This window comes from Brenneria tiliae (assembly GCF_023347575.1).
Lineage (GTDB): Bacteria > Pseudomonadota > Gammaproteobacteria > Enterobacterales > Enterobacteriaceae > Brenneria > Brenneria corticis.
This window is the reverse complement of the sequence record NZ_JAKPCB010000097.1, coordinates 110,409-128,679: the sequence shown is the minus strand read 5'-3', so window position 1 is coordinate 128,679 and position 18,271 is coordinate 110,409. Positions and strand designations below refer to the sequence as shown.

Genomic DNA, 18,271 nt, shown 5'->3' with positions numbered 1-18,271 from the left:
ATTTTGAGCATAATGGAAACGAAATATAACCCGCAAGATATCGAGCAGCCGCTCTACGAGCGCTGGGAAGAACAAGGCTATTTCAAGCCGAACGGCGATACCAGCAAGGAAAGCTTCAGTATCATGATCCCGCCGCCCAACGTCACCGGCAGCTTGCATATGGGCCATGCTTTCCAGCAAACCATTATGGATACGCTGATCCGCTATCAGCGTATGCAGGGGAAAAATACCCTGTGGCAGGCGGGCACCGACCACGCCGGTATCGCCACCCAGATGGTGGTGGAGCGCAAGATCGCGGCGGAAGAGGGTAAAACCCGCCATGATTACGGCCGCGAAGGGTTTATCAATAAAATCTGGCAGTGGAAGGCCGAATCCGGCGGCACCATTACCCGGCAGATGCGCCGTCTGGGCAACTCCGTCGACTGGGAGCGCGAGCGCTTTACCATGGACGAAGGTCTGTCCAACGCGGTGAAGGAAGTGTTTGTCCGCCTGTATAAAGAAGACCTGATTTATCGCGGCAAGCGCCTGGTGAACTGGGATCCGAAGCTGCGCACCGCTATTTCCGACCTGGAAGTGGAAAACCGCGAATCGAAAGGCTCCATGTGGCACCTGCGCTATCCGCTGGCCGACGGCGCCAAAACCGCCGACGGCAAAGACTATCTGGTGGTGGCCACCACCCGTCCGGAAACCGTGCTGGGCGATACCGGCGTGGCGGTGAACCCGGAAGATCCGCGCTATAAGGATCTGATCGGCAAGGAAGTGATCCTGCCGCTGGTGGGGCGCCGCATCCGGATCGTCGGCGACGAACACGCGGATATGGCGAAAGGCACCGGCTGCGTGAAGATCACCCCGGCCCACGACTTCAACGACTATGAAGTGGGTAAACGCCACCAGCTGCCGATGATCAACATTCTGACCTTTGACGGCGATATCCGTCAGCAGGCCGAAGTGTTTGATACCAACGGCGAAGCCAGCGCCGCTTACAGCAGCGATATTCCGCCGGCATTTCGCGGTCTGGAACGCTTTGCCGCGCGTAAAGCCGTGGTGGCGGCCTTTGAGGATCTCGGCCTGCTGGAAGAGATCAAGGCGCACGACCTGACGGTGCCGTACGGCGACCGCGGCGGCGTGGTGATTGAGCCGATGCTGACCGATCAGTGGTACGTGCGGGCGGCGGTGCTGGCCAAACCGGCGGTGGAAGCCGTTGAGGACGGTCGTATCCAGTTCGTGCCCAAGCAGTACGAAAACATGTACTTCAGCTGGATGCGCGACATTCAGGACTGGTGTATTTCCCGCCAGCTGTGGTGGGGGCACCGCATCCCGGCCTGGTACGACGCCGAAGGCAAGGTTTACGTCGGCCGCGACGAGGCGGAAGTGCGCCGCGAAAACAATCTGGCTGACGACGTGGCGCTGAATCAGGACGAAGACGTGCTGGACACCTGGTTCTCCTCCGGGCTGTGGACTTTCTCCACGCTGGGCTGGCCGGAACAGACGCCGGACCTGAAAGCCTTCCATCCGAGCAGCGTGATGGTCAGCGGCTTCGACATTATCTTCTTCTGGATTGCCCGCATGATCATGCTGACCATGCACTTTATCAAGGATGAAGACGGCAAGCCGCAGGTGCCGTTCCACACGGTCTATATGACGGGGCTGATCCGTGATGAAGAAGGGCAGAAGATGTCCAAGTCCAAAGGCAACGTGATCGACCCGCTGGATATGGTGGACGGGATTTCGCTGGAAGCCCTGCTGGAAAAACGCACCGGCAATATGATGCAGCCGCAGCTGGCGGAAAAAATCCGCAAGCGTACCGAAAAGCAGTTCCCGAACGGCATCGAACCGCACGGCACCGACGCGCTGCGCTTTACCCTGGCGGCGCTGGCCTCCACCGGGCGCGATATCAACTGGGATATGAAACGCCTGGAAGGCTACCGCAACTTCTGTAACAAGCTGTGGAACGCCAGCCGTTTCGTGCTGATGAATACTGAAGATCAGGATTGCGGCTTTAACGGCGGAGATAAAGTCTTGTCGCTGGCCGACCGCTGGATCCTGGCCGAATTTAACCGTACGGTTAAAGCCTACCGCGAAGCGCTGGACAGCTATCGTTTCGATATCGCCGCCAATATTCTGTATGAGTTCACCTGGAACCAGTTCTGCGACTGGTATCTGGAACTGGCGAAGCCGGTGATGAACGGCGGAACGGCGGCGGAGCTGCGCGGTACGCGCCATACGCTGGTGAACGTGCTGGAAGCCTTGCTGCGTCTGGCGCACCCGATCATTCCGTTTATCACCGAAACCATCTGGCAGCGGGTGAAAGCGCTGAAAGGCATTAGCGCCGACACCATCATGCTGCAGCCTTTCCCCGAGTTCGACGCCGCGCAGGAAGATACCCAGGCGCTGCACGATCTGGAATGGATCAAACAGGCGATTATCGCCGTGCGTAATATCCGTGCGGAAATGAATATCGCGCCGGGTAAACCGCTGGAGCTGCTGTTACGCGGCGCCGGCGCCGAGGCGACGCGCCGGGTGGAGGAGAACCGCGGTTTTATTCAGACGCTGGCGCGTCTGGCAAGCATTACGCTGTTGCCGGCGGGTGATAAAGGCCCGGTGTCGGTGACCAAGCTGGTGGAAGGCGCCGAGCTGTTGATCCCGATGGCGGGGTTGATTGACAAAGCGGCGGAGCTGGAGCGTCTGGCAAAAGAAGTGACCAGAATCGAAACTGAAATCGGCCGCATCGAAAGCAAGCTGTCCAACGAAGGTTTTGTGGCGCGCGCGCCGGAAGCGGTGGTGGCGAAAGAGCGTGAAAAACTCGACGGCTATGCGGCGGCAAAAGTGAAATTGCTGGAACAGCAGGCCACTATCGCCGCGCTGTAATATGTAGACGATTTTCTTCCCCACGGTCAGCCATAACGCCCGATGTTACGCATCGGGCGTTTTAATAATGTCCGCTTGAACAGGCGATTTAGGTCCGTTAACCGGTATGCACGCCAAATAATTTAGGCAGCCATAGCGAAATGGCGGGAATATAGGTAACCAGCATAAGCACCACAAAAAGTCCGCAATAAAACGGTAGCATTGCTTTAACCACCTGTTCGATTTTCTGTTTGCTGACCGCACTGGCAACGAATAATACCGAACCCACCGGCGGGGTAATCAAACCAATGCCGAGGTTAACCAGCATGATCATACCGAAGTGTACGGGGTCAATACCCAGAGAGATCGCCACGGGTAACAGAACCGGGGTCAGAATTAAAATCAACGGCGCCATATCCATCAGGGTGCCGACCAATAGCAGCATGATGTTAATCCACATCAGGATGACGTATTTGTTATCAGAAATAGAAGTGAAAAAATCAGTGATACGGCTTGGAAGCTGCATATAGGTCATGATGGCCCCGAATGCCGCCGCAAAGCCAATCAGAATCATCACGATAGTGACGGTTTTCACGGTACGATACATTAGCTTGGGTAATTCGGACCATTTGTAATCTTTATAGATAAACATGGTGACGAAGAACGACCACAGACAGGCGATGGCGGCAGATTCGGTTGCGGTGAAGATGCCGGAAAGGATCCCCCCCATAATGATGACGACGGTCATCAGCCCCCATAGCGTATCAACGAAGATTTTCAGCGCCTGGCGAAAAGGCACCCGCTCGCCTTTTGGGTAACCACGCTTATGGGCAAAGCCCACGCACATTACCATCATGGTCAGGCTAAGCAGTAAGCCGGGCATGATGCCGGCAATAAATAACGAAGCAATGGAAACGGTGCCGCCGGTTGCCAGTGAGTAGATAACGGAGTTATGGCTGGGGGGTGTCAGAATCGCCTGAACGGAACCGCTGGCGGTGACCGCCGCGGAAAAATCGCGCGGATAGCCCTTTTTCTCCATTTCCGGGATCATGACGGAGCCGATCGAGGCGGTATCTGCCACGGATGAGCCGGATATGGCGCCGAAAAATGTCGAGGCGACGATATTGACCAGTGATAAACCGCCGCGAATAAAACCGACAAAGATATAGGCAAAGCTGACCAGACGACGGGCGATACCGCCTTCAGCCATGATGGCGCCCGCCAGAATAAAGAAGGGGATAGCCAGCAGTGAAAATTTATTTACGCCGTTAGTTATCTGGATCATTACCGCTTCAAGCGGCAGGTCGATCCAAAAAGCACCGGCGATGGCGCTTAATCCTACGGCATAAGCGACGGGGACGCCCACGGCCAGTAATACCGCCAGCGTCGCGACTAAAACAAATGCATCCATGGTATTGGCTCCGGATTAAGAACTGCCGAGCATCACCACAGGACGTTTATCCTGCGGGCCAAAGCAAACTCTTTCGATAATAAAGAGAAGGGTGATTAACGAGCCGATAGGTAAAGGCAGATAACTTTCACCCGCGGTAAGTAAAGGAAATTCCGCTACGGGCTGTTCCCATAATCCCATACATAACACGGTGCTGTAATAAAGGATAAATAGGCTGATTAAAAGCATCAGCATATTCGCTAAATGTGAACAGACTTTCTTTCCGGCGTCGGACAGTCGATCGGTAAGCATGCTGACGGCAATATGCGAACAGGCGCGATAACTGACGGCCGCGCCGACAAACGTGAAAGTCACCATGCAAATAATAGATATAGGTTCAGGCCAGGATAATGCGGCGTTCAGTACATAGCGCGCGAATATGCCCACGGGGATAATCAGCGTCATAATTAATAACGCCAGCCCGGAAACCCACATAGCGATAAGATAGAGCATGTCCATGGTTGCGATATAAGTGCGAGCCATATTTTCACCTGTTTACTATAGGTAATGACGGGTAAAATAGGGAGGCTTTCTACCCGTTTAATAAGTTTATTATTTTACGTCGGCGACGGCTTTAATCAGGTCCTGATATTTCCCGCCAAACTGGTCTCGTACAGACTGTGTGGCTTTGAAATAGTAATCGTTATCTATTTCATGGAACTGAACGCCGCCAGCCTTCATTTTTTCCAGGGATTGCTGAGTATACTCATTCCACAGAATACGCTGCTCCTGCTGCGCTTCTTTAGCAAATTTTAAAATAAACGTTTGATCTTCTTTGGAAAGTTTATCCCATTTTGTCTTTGAATAAAGAAACACTTCCGGGATGATAAAGTGGCGGCTCCAGGTAAAGTTTTTCGCGACGGGCAGATAGTTGTGGGCAACATAGGTTGGCGGATTATTCTCCGTGCCGTCAATAACACCGGTTTGCATACCGCTGAATACTTCGCTGGTTCCCATGGCGATGGCGTTGGCCCCCATGGCTTTTAATGTCGCCAGGGCTACCTGGCTGGTCTGTACGCGGATTTTCATTCCTTTGAGATCTTCCGGCTTATTGATTGGCTCTTTGGTGATCAGATTACGCGTGCCTGCATCCATCCAGCCGAGAAATACCAATTTGGATTTATTGCTGTTGGTAATTTTGTCGCCAATTTCCTGACCAATTTTACCGTCCAGCACTTTGTGGAGATGATCTTCATCGCGGAAAATATATGGCAGGGTGAGTACTTCTATTTCCGGCAATATTGCCGCCACCGGACTCATGGATACGCGAATGATATCAATAGCGCCCAATTGAGCCTGTTCAATCATTTGTTTTTCATCGCCAAGAACGCCGCCGGGAAAGGTTTTGATTTCCAGTCTGCCATTGGTGGCTGCTTTCAGCTTTTCCCCCATCTTTTGTACCGCAACGACGTTAGGGTAACCTTCGGGATGAACATCGGAGGCTTTAATTTGTTGCGCCTGAATAGCATGGCTTATAAATAGTGCGGCAGAGCCCAGACAAAGGCTTATCAATATTTTTGACAGCTTCATTGAGTTATCTCCAGAAGTAATGGGTAGGGTGGTATGAAGTCATTCAACTAATTGTTTTTAATAAAAAATTAATTTTATGAAGAGCAAGGTTTAACGGAAGAGTGAGAGAGGTATGCCTTGCCCGGCTATTATCCTGGTGAAATCCCTCTTAATTCTCAGGGATAATCTAACCTATTATACAACTTATAATAATGACCCGTATCACAAAAGCCAAATGTAATATGAAATGCCGTTTTATATATTATTTGTTCGGTGTTATCGAAAATTATTTTTATAACATGATGTTTTAACGCTATTTTTTTAATTTTGTTGTTATCAGACCACTTTTTCGAATACGGCATAAATGGTGTGATAACTTATCCGGATCACATAATGCGCCTGCCAGTAATGCAAATGCTTAATTCAATCATGTAATGATGTAAAAAAAATAGTTCCACAAGCATAAATAATAATGAGAACGACTATCAATTCGCTCAGGGTTTGGTATTATTTCAGGCTGATTTCTTGTGTCATTAGTGATGGATTAATGGTGGAGGCACAGCGTGAATACGGCTGTCAGTAGCATTACCCAACAGGTATCATCAGCCTGGCAAAAAAAACGTTGCGCGTTCAGCGCACTTTTCCGCAGCGTGCTGGTTGCTCTGCTGTTGACCGCGGGGCTCGGCGGGCATGCGTTTGCGGCGCCTGCTACAACCCCGTTGTCGGATGGAAATACTGGCGATGCCGCAACATCGTCCGCTCCCGCTCCGGCAACGCAGGAGGCGCCCGCCACGCAGGCTGAATCGGCAACTCCTGCAACGCAGGCTGAACCGGCACCGCAGGCTCCCGCTTCATCTCTCGCCCTGCCGCCCAGCGCCGCGCCGGGCACCAATAACCTGATGACCACGGACCTGTCCGTCTGGGGCATGTATCAGCATGCGGACCTGGTGGTGAAAACGGTGATGGTCGGCCTGCTGCTGGCTTCGGTCATTACCTGGGCGATCTTCTTCAGTAAAAGCGTGGAGCTGGCGGGCGCCAAGCGTCGCGCCCGTCGCGAATATCTGACGCTGGAACAGGCCAGAACGCTGGGGGATGCCGTGGATGCGGCGGACACGTTCAAAAACGGTGGCGTGGCGAAGCAACTGCTGACGGATGCGCTGAGTGAACTGGAGCTGTCCGAACGCTCCGACGATAACAACGGGATTAAAGAGCGCGCGGCTTTTCGCCTGGAACGCCGCGTTGCCGCCACCGGCCGCCATATGGGGCGCGGTAATGGTTATCTGGCGACGGTCGGCGCGGTCGCGCCGTTTATCGGGTTGTTCGGCACCGTATGGGGCATCATGAACAGCTTTATCGGCATTGCGCAAACGCAGACCACCAATCTGGCCGTCGTTGCTCCAGGCATCGCCGAGGCGTTGCTGGCGACGGCTATCGGCCTGGTCGCCGCTATCCCGGCGGTGGTGATTTATAACATCTTTGCCCGCTGGATTACGGGATATAAAGCGCTGGTGGGCGATGTCGCCGCCCAGGTGCTGCTGCTGTTGAGCCGTGACCTTGATGTGGCGGCCAGCAACGATAACCGGGCAGCTTCATCGGCGCAAAAACTGCGGGTGGGATAAGTCATGGCCATGCATTTAAACGATGATGTGAGCGAAAACGGAGAAATGCATGATATCAACGTGACGCCGTTTATCGATGTCATGCTGGTTCTGCTGATTATTTTTATGGTGGCCGCGCCGCTGGCGACGGTGGACGTGCGCGTTGATTTGCCCGCGTCGTCCGCGGCGCCGCAGCCGCGCCCTGAAAAGCCGGTCTACCTGACGGTGAAAGCCGATAAGCAACTGTATGTCGGCGATGACGTGGTAAGCGAGCAGTCGCTGGCGCAGGCGCTGGACGCCACCACCAGCGGCAATAAAGAAACCACCATCTTCTTTCAGGCGGATAAAAGCGTGGATTATGAAACCATGATGAGAGTGATGGATGCGCTGCGCAAAGCCGGATACCTCAAGGTGGGGCTGGTGGGCGCGGAGTCGGCGGCTAAATAATCATCATGCGCGTTTTCCTGGCTCACTGACGTGAGTCAGGGTGCCGCCAGTGAATATATATCGGCGGAATATAGCGCTTAGCCTGCGTCAGCGCGCGTTCTTCGATCAGCGTGGTAATCATCTCAAAGCTGTTTCCCGCCAGACTTTCACTGTCCTGGGCAATGGTGTCGATCTTCAACGGCAGGCAGTCGAACAGATAGTGATCGTCAAAGCTGCACAGCCGGATATCGCTCTCCATCAGGTTATGCTGGTTCAGGTAACGCAACACCCCTTCCAACAGGCCGCAGGCGGCGGTAAACAGCGCTTTGGGCGGCCGGCCCAGCTCGGCGCAGAGCTGGGCGAACATTTCATAACCTGAGCTGGGATGATAATTGCCGTGAATAATCCATTCCGGCCGACACTCGATCCCCGCGCGTTGTAATCCCAACTGAAAGCCGGCCAGACGGTCGCGGGTAGGCGAAATGCGCGATTGACCGCCGATAAAATAGAACTCGTCGCCGTGCTGGCGGGCGATGCGCTCGACCAGCGTCGCGGTCGATTCCATCGCCTCGGTGATCACCAGCGGCAGGTCGGACTCGCCAATCACCCGGTCGAACTGAATAACGGGCAGCTGCTGATTGATTTTCTGGTATTCGGCATCGCTGAGCATACTGGATGCGACGATCAGCCCGTCCACCTGGCGTTGTATCAGGCTGTTGACGGCCATCATCTCCTGGCTGGCGTTCTCGTCCGTACAGGCGATAAGCAGCTGTAGCCCCGCTTCGCGGCACAGCATTTCCAGGTCGCGCGAGATAACGGCAAAACCATAGTTGGTCATTTCCGGCACCACCAGCCCCAGCGTATTGCTGCGCGACGAACGCAGGGATCGGGCATGGATGCTGGGCTGATAGCGCTGCTCGCGGGCGACGGCCAGAATGCGATCGCGGGTGGCATCGGAAACGCGGAACTCTTTACTGCGGCCGTTCAGCACCAGGCTCGCGGTGGATTTCGAAACCCCCGCGAGTGCGGCGATGTCGCTGATTGTTATGCGTTTAGTCTGTTTCACCGCGAATCTTTCTGCTGTCAGAGAAAAGGGGCGTCATTTTATCACGGATGGCGTCAACAGCCAGTGCTGCAATGCCAATCTTCCCGGCCCGCTGAACCTAATGGCGGCGTCGCCGTCGGGGAAATAGCTGGCGGACATCACGGCTACGCCGTCATTGATAAAAATCTCGATACTGGAGCGATCGCATAATATCTGTAGCTGGTGCAGTTCTCCGCGCCAGTAGCGATGTTCCGGTTCGCCGGTGCGGCGGTTATGCCGGCTCAGGGTCAGGCATTCGCCGTTCCAGCACAGCACCATCAGGGATGCGATGTCGAGCTGGAATTCGCCCTGGGCGGTCAGGGTGATTTCGGCGCTGTTCACCGGCAGCGGCGGCGCATAGTCGGCGACGCCTTGCCATGCAAAATGCTGCGTTCGCAGCTGTTGCAGTTCGCGCGCCGGCCGTTGATAGAGCTGGCCTTCACGCAGCGTCAGCTCCCGCGGACAGGTCATGGTATGGATCCAGCCGTGGGCGATCGTCGGCGCAAAAAACTCGTTCTCATCGGGAATGGCCATCCAGCCAAACAGCAAACGCCGTCCGTCCTCGCTTGATGTCGTTTGCGGCGCGTAAAACTCAAAGCCGAGATCCAGTTCGCTGAATCCACGGTGCGGATAGTCGCCGCTTTGATAATCCAGCGTCCCGACCAGGTAACCGGCCTGGAAGGTGTTCAGGTAGCGCTCTTCTTGCGCCGGCACGCCCTGCGGGCAGCAGATCAAGACATCCTGTCCGTTCAGCCTGAATAAATCCGGGCACTCCCACATGTAGCCGAAATCTCCTAGTCCGCCAAGGCGCGAACCGGCGATTTCGGCGATCGGCTCCCAGCCGCGCAGATCGTCGGAGCGATACAGCAGCACCTTGCCCTGGAGCTGCTTGTCCTGCGCGCCCAGCACCATGTACCAGCGCTCGTCGCGGCGCCATACCTTCGGGTCGCGTACATGGCCGGTATAGCCTTCGGGCAGCGTCAGTACCGGGCCTAGTTTGTCGTACTCGCCGTCGGCGTTTTCTCTGGCCAGGCACTGGAATGCGCTGCGCGAGCCGTCGGCGTATTTCACATTGCCGGTGTAAATCAGGGTGATGGCGCCATCATCAACCACGGCGGAACCGGAATAACAGCCGTGCGTCTCATAGCTTTCGCTGGGCACCAGCGCCACGGGTTCGTGACGCCAGTTCACCAGGTCGGGCGAGCTCCAGTGCCCCCAGAATTTCGCTCCGTGGGCGCAGGCTAAAGGATTCCACTGATAAAACAGATGGTAACGCCCGTTATGCTGGATAAATCCATTGGGATCGTTGAGCAGCCCCACGTTTGGCGACAGGTGCCAGTGCGGGCGGTGAGGATCGGCGCCAAGCCGGCTCTGGTTAGCCATCAGGGCGTGCGCCATACGTTTTAACAGATGGGTTTCCGTCATTATGCGTTATCCGTTTTATATTTCAGCAGGAATGAAATGATAAACGCCGCGCCAAAGGCGATAAGCATACCAATCAGATAGCTAAGCATAGAGCCAGCCTGGACGATCGCCAATCCCGGAAAGCCCGTCAATCCTACCGCCGTCATACTGACGTGATTGAATACCACCCAGGCGCCGCCCAACGCGCCGCCGGCCAGCGCGGCCAGGAACGGTTTCACAAAGCGCAGGTTGATACCGAATATCGCCGCCTCGGTGATGCCGAGCAGCGCGGAAAACGAGGAGGGGATAACGATAGCCTTGATCTTCACGTCCTTGGTTTTGAAATACACCGCCAGACAGGCGCCGCCCTGGGCGACGTTGGCCATCGCCCAGATGGGCAACAGGAAGTTTACGCCGATATTGGGGTTGCCCAGCAGACCGGCTTCAATGGCGTGGAAGCTGTGGTGAACGCCGGTGATAACAATGGCGGAGTAAAGCCCGCCGAACAGTAGCCCGGCCAGCCATCCGGCGTGCGAAATCAGCGTGCTCAGTATGAACGAGATGCCGTCGCCCAGCATCCGGCCCGCCGGGCCGATGATCAGCAGGGCGATAAAGCCGGAAATAACCACGGTCAGGAAGGGGGTGAGAATGATATCCAGCGCGTCGGGCACCACCTTACGCAGGCGTTTCTCCACCATGCTCATAAACCAGACGGCCAGCAGCACCGGAAATACCGTGCCCTGATAACCCACCATGGCGATATCCAGACCGAACAGATTCATGGTCTGGAAACCGCCGGCGATCCCCCAGGCGTTGGTGAGCGCCGGATGGGTGAGAATGCCCCCCAGCGTCGCGCCGAGATAGGGGTTGCCGCCAAATTCCCGCGCGGCGGTGAAGCCGATAAGAATGGGCAGGATAATAAAGGCGGCGGAGCTGAACATATCCAGCATGATGAAAATCGCGCTGCCGGCATCGGCCCAGCCATAGGTCTTGATCAATCCGAGCAGGCCCATCAGCAGACCGGATGCCACGATCGCCGGAATAATGGGAACAAAGATATTTGACAGCAGGCGCGCCAGGCGCTGCAACGGGTTCAGCTTCCGCGCCGCCAGCGTGGCGGCTTCGGACTTACTGGATTCGCTGATACCGGCGGCTTTGATAAATTCGGCATAAACTTTATTCACCAGTCCGGTGCCGAAAATTATCTGAATTTGCCCGGCGTTGTGAAAGCAGCCTTTGACCCCTTCGACATTTTCAATCGCTTTTTTGTCGGCCAGGCTATCATCGGCCAGCACCAGGCGCAGACGGGTGGCGCAGTGGGCGGCGCTGGCGATGTTCTCTTTCCCACCCAATAACGGGATAAGGGCTGTCGCTGTGGCGGTAATGTCCATTTTATTCCTCTTTTATTATTGGGATACGCGGTATCCTCAGCGCCGGTTACCGCTTCTGATAACCGGCGCGGTCATGCTATCCGGCTATCAGAACCAGGTTTCCATCTGGACGCCGAAATTCCATTCGCCGCCCGCGGTAAAGCCGCTGGAGCCGAAAGTGTCTTCGCTGGAGTAGTTATCCAGCCGCTTATCCCAGTTCACGTAGCTGGCGAACAGACGCAGTTCCGGACGGCTGAAGAAGTTGGCGATATCGCCCGCTTTAAACGTCGGGGCGAAGGTCAGCTTGTAGAAGCCGCCGCTGACGCTGTTCAACTGGCCCAGGCTCGACGTGGTGTAGCCTTTGGGATCGAGATCCATGTATTGATAACTGCCTTCATAGGCCAGCGCAAAGTTTTCGGTGATTTCCTGAATCAGGCGCGCATTGAAGGTGATCCATTTGTAGCTGTCGCCCTCGACGTAGCGATCGGAGCTGGTTTGCGCCAGAATCGACGGCGCGAAGCTCCAGTTTTTGTTGATCGGGGTGGTGCCGTAGGTCGCCAGACGCCAGGTGTTAGCGTCATTGGTCAGATTGCCGTCCGAACCGACGTTTTTGACTTCCGCCCCCAGCCCATGGCCGTAAAGCACGGCGACTTTGGATGTCCCTTCGCGCAGGCCGAAGAAGCTGTCGCCGTGATAGGCGACCATGGCGTGATAACCTTTGTCGCCGGCATTCACATTGGTCACGTCCGCGCTGGTGTTGGGGCGGGCTTCGTTATCCTTCGCTTTCATACCGCTGAGCATGAACTGGAACGGACCGACATAGTTATTGGCGGTGAAAACGTAGTTTTTAATGTCGTCGTTTTCCGAGCTATCCGAACCGTCCGGCGAGCCGAAACTGCGGCCATATAGCGAGAAGTTGCTCTTGAAGCTGTCCGTCCACTTCACGTCATAAATCCCGCCGCCGGTGCCGGCCAGGAAGATCACGTCGCTGTCCAGCCAGTGAATATCGAAGTTGTCGCGGTCGAAACGTTTACCGGCCCACAGGGTGGTGTCTTTGAACACGCCGGTGAAAGAGGGAAGCGACCCCAGTTCGGCGAAGGCTTCACGCACGTTGAGATCGCTGCTGGCCGCGGTCCAGTCGTTATAGCTGCGCTGTCCGTCGGCCATCATCACCTTGAAGCGGGTGGTGGCGCCGTTATCCAGTTGCTGCTTGTGTTCCAGCTTCAGCTCGAGATAGGTGTCATCTTCATTGCCCAGACGGCCGATGTGTCCGCCGGTTTGGCCGGCGGGAGACATGCCGGGACCGATATCCGTTTTTGAACTGGTGGTGGAGTCATTAATCGACAGGCCTGAGCGGGCATAGCCATGAAATTCAAAACCGTCGGCAACCGATTTCTGACTGGCCAGCGCGGTGGCGCGTTGCTCAACCTGCTGGGTTTTCTGTTCGGTTTGCGCGGTGCGGGCTTCCAGTTGCCGGGTCTGCTTTTCGGCGGCCTCGGCTCTGGCTTCGGCCGTCTGCGCCCGGCGTTCGGCCGCTTGCAGTCTTTGCTCAAGGGCATTCAGACGGGCTTCAATACTGTCCGTGCTGGCGGCAGACGCGTAGAAAGGGCTGGAGAGGAGTAACCCTATTGTTACGGCAAGGTAGTTTAGTTTCATTTTTGTTCTCTTCCTGGAGGTGCTTTTTTGTATCGACAGAGGGTTGTTTTGCTAAAATGCTAAACCGGTTTTTCAAGTGGAAAATAAAGGCGGGCAGTCGGGTTGGCAAGAAATTTCACTAACCCGATTCTGTAACTGTGATCCTGACTGCAAAACGGTATCAGCAAGCCGATGCGGCGTTCAGGATCTGGCCAGCGAGGTGGAATGAAGTTGCTGCGCCAGCGGCAGCGCCGTCATGGCGCCTTTGGCCGTGGTTGCCAGCGCGCCGCACAGCTGCGCCTGTTCGATAACCTTGTCCCAGGCAACCGGCTGCGATAAATCGTCGTACTCGGCTAACCCCTGTAATAGCCCGGCTACAAAGGCATCCCCCGCGCCGGTGGTATCCACCGGGGTAACATAGGGCGCCGGAAAGTGCTGACGCTGCTGACGGTTGTGCAGCCATACGCCTTCGCTGCCCAGGGTGACCAACAGCAGCCTGATGGGATAGCGTTGCATCAGCTGTTCGATGCCGGCTTCCACTTCGTCGGCGCCGCTGAGAAAGGCCAGCTCCTCCCGCGACAGTTTGACCACGTCCGCCAGCGACAAGGCGCGGTCGAGACACTCGCGCAGCGTCTGTTGATCGGACCAGAGATCCTCGCGGATATTGGGATCGAAACTCACCCATCCCTGCACGTCTTTTATACGTTGCATCGCTGCGTAAGCCGCGCTGCGCGAGGGCTCCTGGGATAAGGCGATGGAGCAGAGGTGCAGCCATTCGCCCCGTTTGAATAGGGGCAAATCATCCGCTTGTAAAAACAGATCGGCGCTGGGGCGCACCATAAAGGTAAACGAACGTTCGCCCTGCTGATCCAGGCTCACCACCACGGTGGAGGTCCGATGCTCGCGGTCGCGGATCATGTGCCGGGTATCCACCTGTTCCCGCTCCAGCACCTCTTGCAGAAAGCGGCCGAAAACGTCGTCGCCTACCCGGCCGATAAAGGCGCTGCGCCCTCCCAGTCTGGCGATGCCCACCGCCACATTCGCCGGCGCGCCTCCCGGGCATTTGAGGTAACGATCGGCGTCTTCCGGAATGAGATCGACGACGGCGTCGCCCATCACCCAAATTTTGTGTGCCATAAAATTACTCTTATCAGGGATATTTAAACTGCTTGCTAAAATAGAAGAATCGGTTTAGCTACGCAACTTATTAGCAAAGGATGTGTAAGAGAAGGACGTAAAAAATGATACCGGCATCATGCTTTCGCCATGACAACGACGGTTTATCCCTGCTGAATGCCGCAACGGGTTAAACAAAAACGCGTTCTATCCGATACCTGATAAGGAGCAGCCTGGCATGGCGTCAGGCATCAGGATTAATGGCTAAAAGGAGAAAGGATATGAGCCGTCACCCCCTTATCTTTCCGGAAACGCTGCGATGCCGGCGCTACCGCCGTGCGTAATTACAATCTGTTATGGGTTTTATGGGCGGCGTGGGCGCTGCTGGTGATGGTCTGGCTGGCGGATATTTACCTGGATTTGCCCGCGCTGTTTTACGCTCAGGCGCTGGCGGTCGCGCTGGGAATCGGCATACCTGCGCTGACGGCGCTTTATTATAAGGCTAAAAGGAATAACCTCATGTTCTCATTTGATAAAAACAAAAAAACAGCGGAAAAATCGCCGGAGATGAGCGAAATAAACAATCCCGCCGCGTTGATTAATTCCGTCAGCCCGGTGCGGGTAAAAAAAGACACCTTTATCTCTCAGGACGCGCAGATAACCGGCAAGGTGGAAGCCGGAGGCAATATCACCGTTGAAGGCCATATCGAAGGCGAGGTGCTGTGCGAAAACACCATTAAAGTGGAGCACATCGGCAAAGTCAAAGGCGAAATGAAATCGCAGCAGATCGTTATTAACGGCGATGTCGAAGGGCGCATTTACGCCGGTACGGTTGCCATACTGGCTCAGGGAAAGATGACCGGCGAGATTTTTTCCGATGAGTTGTCGATTGAAAAAGGCGGCGTATTTATCGGCCAGTCAAATCCGCTGACGCCGGAAACGCCGGGTCAGGAACAGATTGGCTACGCGCAAAAGCCACAGGATACGGCCGAGAGGGAACATATCGCGGCGCTGGCCGACGGCTATCCGCTGACGGGAGGATAATGCTATATCTACGCGATTGGCTACGTACGGTAGACCTGCGTTCCTAAAAGAGCGCTTATTTTGTCTTCGCAGGATGACAGAAGGTCGTTGTTTTCGCGTCGTTCTATCAGTATTAGCGGCTCTGGATCAAGAATGCTGCCGATATCGCCAGCCGGATAAAAGGCGATCGCCTGGCGGTAGCACACATCGACGCATAGGCCGCAGGCGGTGCAGGCAGCGGTATTATAGGTGATACGCAGCATTCCGGCGTCGTTTTCGGACGCCAGCGCGCCGGTCGGGCAAAAGTCGGCACACAGCGCGCACCCGACGCACCGTTCCGCATCAAGTTCAGGCGAGGGGAATAGAGCGGTGCTATTGCTGAAGGTTCCTTCTCCCCGCTCGGCCAGCGAACGTAACGATGCGACGAAACGCCGGCGCTTTTCCGGCGGCAGGACGGCGGTTTCGCCATGGTCGGAAGCTGCGTCACGGAATGTTGTCGCAATGGTTATCGTCCCTTCGAGGCCATTTCCCTTGCCAAGCAATTTGGTCAACCAGGCTCGGCGAGAAAAATCAACGTCCGATGCGGAGATATCGATCGAAATCCGCAGGTGAATACCAAGCGCCATGGCAACCTTCTCGGCCTTGGCTTTTATGGTGTGCAAGTGGGGAGACATATTCCCCGCGGGGCACCTGCCGCAATCATTTGTGAACATTCTAATCTCCAGAGCGCCGTTGGCGGGCGCCTGGAGCAGCAAAGATGGATCGAGACGTGCGAGGCAGGACAGGGACAGATTCTTCGGCGATACATTTGCCGCCTGTTTACAGGCCAGCGTGACCGTGCCGCAGCGGCTGGCCGTCACGGCGATGTCCGCGGCCAGCGCGCGGTCGGTAGGCGTTTGCAGCGCTATCGCGTCCATTGAGCACACGGCGGCACAGGCGCCGCACGCCGTACAATCCATCGGCGACAACATGGGATGGTTTTCAGACAGTTTTATCGCCCCAACCGGACAGGCCGAGGAACAGCGCGAGCAGGTTGACGCCGCGTGCCGGTAATGAGTACAACGTTCCCGGACGATGACGATTGATGGCGATAAGCCGGGTGTCGTATCGCCTTCTGCTTCAGCTTGATTCATCATAGTCGGCCCGTTTTTTGGTCGCCGGCCTCCGTGCGGTGACGGCCGCCGCCACCAATAATCTTAAACCCCGATTCAGACTCGTTGATGCCTGAATACGGCATAAGGACACCGGATTAACCGCCTTACGGGCCAAGACAGGGCTAAGTTGGACGGCCTACGAACGATAATCTCCCACTGCGTGGATCAAATCCTCAATAAGGATTTGCTCAAGGCGCAAATAGCCAGTGGTGATACCCGCAATAGCCTTATAAAAGTCCGTTTGGGCGCATTTCTGGATGTCGGCACAGAACGCAGGAACCCAATTCAGCAGGTGTTGCGCAAGAAACCTCTGCTGTTCCCGCAGGCTGGCCGAAACGCCCGGCAGGTCCTGTGCGGCAACGGCCTGCCCGCTATCGCGGCACAGGGTCGCCATAAACTCACATTCCAGAGCGATGTGATCTTCCGGGATATCCAGTGCCCCGGCCTTGTTCAATCCTTTAGCCTGGTATAACGACACCACTTGCTCCCAGGCATCCTGCATGACCAGCCGCTCCGGGCTGGTATAAACCGACTCGTAGGGGTAGGCGACAATGCCCTCGGCAATGCCCGCCCCCAGGAAAACCGCCGCATAGTCTACCGCCAGGTCGGTCAAGGGATCCGGGCCGGAATTCTGCAGATAAGCCGTAAGCATACGATATCCCCCGCTCAGTTCGGGTTCTTCGCACTCGGCGGGGAAACCCAGTTCCACCATCCGGCCAAGCAAGGACTTATCCACTTCGGCCTGGTAGAGGCGCCCCAGTAATCGGTATAAATTTTCACGATTGGTTATGAGCGCAGCGTATTCCCGCATATGATCCACCCGCTTTCCGATGACGACACCACCGGCGGTCCGGGAGGATATGCTCTCCCGGACTTCGCCAGTTCCCGTAACTAAGCGCTTGCCATTCAGCCAATCAGAAAAAATGCCGTATGGAAGAGCCCGGATTGAACATCCGCACGCTAAACACGACTGCTCCGACGAAAACACCAAGCAGACCACCGATCGCCAAACGCCGTGAAGAACACCAGCGCCCATTCGCTACCCATTTTGTCTGTTCCTCCAGGCGTCGACCGGTTGATTTTCCCGCCATAGGGCCGTCTGGAGATGCAAGATATAGCGAACCGAAGGATGATTCCCCACGTCAGGCAGGGCATGCACGCTATCGCTTCCCGCTTCCTTAAGCACCCTGGCGACATTGCTGTCCGGGTCGTCGATATCGCCGAAGAAGCGTGCATTGCCGCAGCAGGCTTTTACGCACGCGGGCTGTTCACCGACGGCTTCCAGATGGTTGCAAAGCGTGCATTTTTCCACCGTATGGGTCTCCTCATTATAAGAGCGCGCCCCATACGGACAGGCCATCATGCAATACCGGCAGCCGATGCAGGTTTCCTTGTCGATCAGGACATGCCCATCGTCGGTCTTGTACGACGCCCCGGTAGGGCACACTTTCACGCAGGGCGGGTCCGTACATCCCTGACAGACGGTGGGCAGGAAGTATTGTTCCAGATCCGGAAACGTGCCGCTGGGTCCCACGGTCAGAACCTTATTGTAAAACACGCCCAGCGCGACGCCGTTCTCCAGCTTGCAGGCGACCTCGCAGGCATAGCAGCCAATGCAGCGATCCAGATCGATAACCAATGTTTTTTGTACCATA

The 18,271-nt window shown here is 55.8% G+C and carries 15 protein-coding genes and 1 pseudogene; 4 read left to right on the top strand and 12 right to left on the bottom strand.

The annotated features are described in order from the left end of the window. The first annotated feature begins 12 nt into the window (after positions 1 to 12). Positions 13 to 2,868: a valine--tRNA ligase gene (locus tag MFP24_RS11820; RefSeq protein ID WP_249230282.1), complete on the top strand. Its 2,856-nt coding sequence runs from the start codon at positions 13 to 15 to the stop codon at positions 2,866 to 2,868. Between the two features lie 97 nt (positions 2,869 to 2,965). Here MFP24_RS11820 and MFP24_RS11815 read toward each other — a convergent pair whose 3' ends face one another. The 3 genes from MFP24_RS11815 to MFP24_RS11805 form a co-directional block, all read right to left on the bottom strand. Then, positions 2,966 to 4,258, bottom strand: a complete 1,293-nt coding sequence (locus MFP24_RS11815) for a TRAP transporter large permease (protein WP_249230281.1) — start codon at positions 4,256 to 4,258, stop codon at positions 2,966 to 2,968. Positions 4,259 to 4,273: 15 nt separating this feature from the next. Continuing rightward, positions 4,274 to 4,780, bottom strand: coding sequence for a TRAP transporter small permease (locus MFP24_RS11810; protein ID WP_249230280.1), 507 nt, complete (start codon positions 4,778 to 4,780; stop codon positions 4,274 to 4,276). A gap of 69 nt (positions 4,781 to 4,849) precedes the next feature. After that, complete coding sequence (locus MFP24_RS11805) at positions 4,850 to 5,827, bottom strand: TRAP transporter substrate-binding protein (RefSeq protein ID WP_249230279.1); 978 nt, start codon at positions 5,825 to 5,827, stop codon at positions 4,850 to 4,852. 542 nt (positions 5,828 to 6,369) lie between these two features. Here MFP24_RS11805 and exbB point away from each other — a divergent pair. Both exbB and exbD read left to right on the top strand, forming a co-directional pair. Beyond that, a complete protein-coding gene (exbB, locus tag MFP24_RS11800) occupies positions 6,370 to 7,425 on the top strand; it encodes a tol-pal system-associated acyl-CoA thioesterase (protein ID WP_249230278.1) in 1,056 nt (351 codons plus the stop codon). A gap of 3 nt (positions 7,426 to 7,428) precedes the next feature. Continuing rightward, the gene (gene exbD, locus MFP24_RS11795) at positions 7,429 to 7,851 is read left to right on the top strand and encodes a TonB system transport protein ExbD (RefSeq protein ID WP_249230277.1); all 423 of its coding nucleotides are present in this window, start codon (positions 7,429 to 7,431) and stop codon (positions 7,849 to 7,851) included. Between the two features lie 22 nt (positions 7,852 to 7,873). Here the strand turns inward: exbD and MFP24_RS11790 are convergent, their stop codons facing one another. The 5 genes from MFP24_RS11790 to cscK form a co-directional block, all read right to left on the bottom strand. Further along, on the bottom strand, positions 7,874 to 8,896 hold the full coding sequence (locus MFP24_RS11790) for a LacI family DNA-binding transcriptional regulator (RefSeq protein WP_249230276.1): 1,023 nt from the start codon (positions 8,894 to 8,896) through the stop codon (positions 7,874 to 7,876). A 33-nt stretch (positions 8,897 to 8,929) separates the two neighbouring features. After that, positions 8,930 to 10,339, bottom strand: a complete 1,410-nt coding sequence (locus MFP24_RS11785; protein WP_249230275.1) for a glycoside hydrolase family 32 protein — start codon at positions 10,337 to 10,339, stop codon at positions 8,930 to 8,932. Further along, positions 10,339 to 11,709: a sucrose-specific PTS transporter subunit IIBC gene (locus MFP24_RS11780; protein ID WP_249230274.1), complete on the bottom strand. Its 1,371-nt coding sequence runs from the start codon at positions 11,707 to 11,709 to the stop codon at positions 10,339 to 10,341. The genes MFP24_RS11785 and MFP24_RS11780 overlap by 1 nt, the downstream gene beginning before the upstream one ends. Positions 11,710 to 11,796: 87 nt before the next feature. Further along, the gene (locus MFP24_RS11775) at positions 11,797 to 13,344 is read right to left on the bottom strand and encodes a carbohydrate porin (RefSeq protein WP_249230273.1); all 1,548 of its coding nucleotides are present in this window, start codon (positions 13,342 to 13,344) and stop codon (positions 11,797 to 11,799) included. Positions 13,345 to 13,524: 180 nt separating this feature from the next. Beyond that, on the bottom strand, positions 13,525 to 14,460 hold the full coding sequence (gene cscK / locus MFP24_RS11770) for a fructokinase (protein ID WP_249230272.1): 936 nt from the start codon (positions 14,458 to 14,460) through the stop codon (positions 13,525 to 13,527). A 315-nt stretch (positions 14,461 to 14,775) separates the two neighbouring features. On the opposite strand from cscK, the gene MFP24_RS11765 reads away from it, so the two are divergent. After that, on the top strand, positions 14,776 to 15,483 hold the full coding sequence (locus MFP24_RS11765) for a bactofilin family protein (RefSeq protein ID WP_249230271.1): 708 nt from the start codon (positions 14,776 to 14,778) through the stop codon (positions 15,481 to 15,483). Between the two features lie 20 nt (positions 15,484 to 15,503). Here the strand turns inward: MFP24_RS11765 and MFP24_RS11760 are convergent, their stop codons facing one another. The 4 genes and pseudogenes from MFP24_RS11760 to MFP24_RS11745 form a co-directional block, all read right to left on the bottom strand. Next, on the bottom strand, positions 15,504 to 16,175 hold the full coding sequence (locus MFP24_RS11760; RefSeq protein WP_249230270.1) for an ATP-binding protein: 672 nt from the start codon (positions 16,173 to 16,175) through the stop codon (positions 15,504 to 15,506). A gap of 255 nt (positions 16,176 to 16,430) precedes the next feature. Further along, positions 16,431 to 16,595: pseudogene (locus MFP24_RS24250) on the bottom strand (hypothetical protein); the annotation flags it as partial. Positions 16,596 to 16,752: 157 nt separating this feature from the next. After that, positions 16,753 to 17,427: a TorD/DmsD family molecular chaperone gene (locus MFP24_RS11750; RefSeq protein ID WP_249230268.1), complete on the bottom strand. Its 675-nt coding sequence runs from the start codon at positions 17,425 to 17,427 to the stop codon at positions 16,753 to 16,755. 228 nt (positions 17,428 to 17,655) lie between these two features. Beyond that, entirely contained in the window at positions 17,656 to 18,270 is a 615-nt protein-coding gene (locus MFP24_RS11745; RefSeq protein WP_249230267.1) for a 4Fe-4S dicluster domain-containing protein, read from the bottom strand. Position 18,271 lies beyond the last annotated feature (1 nt).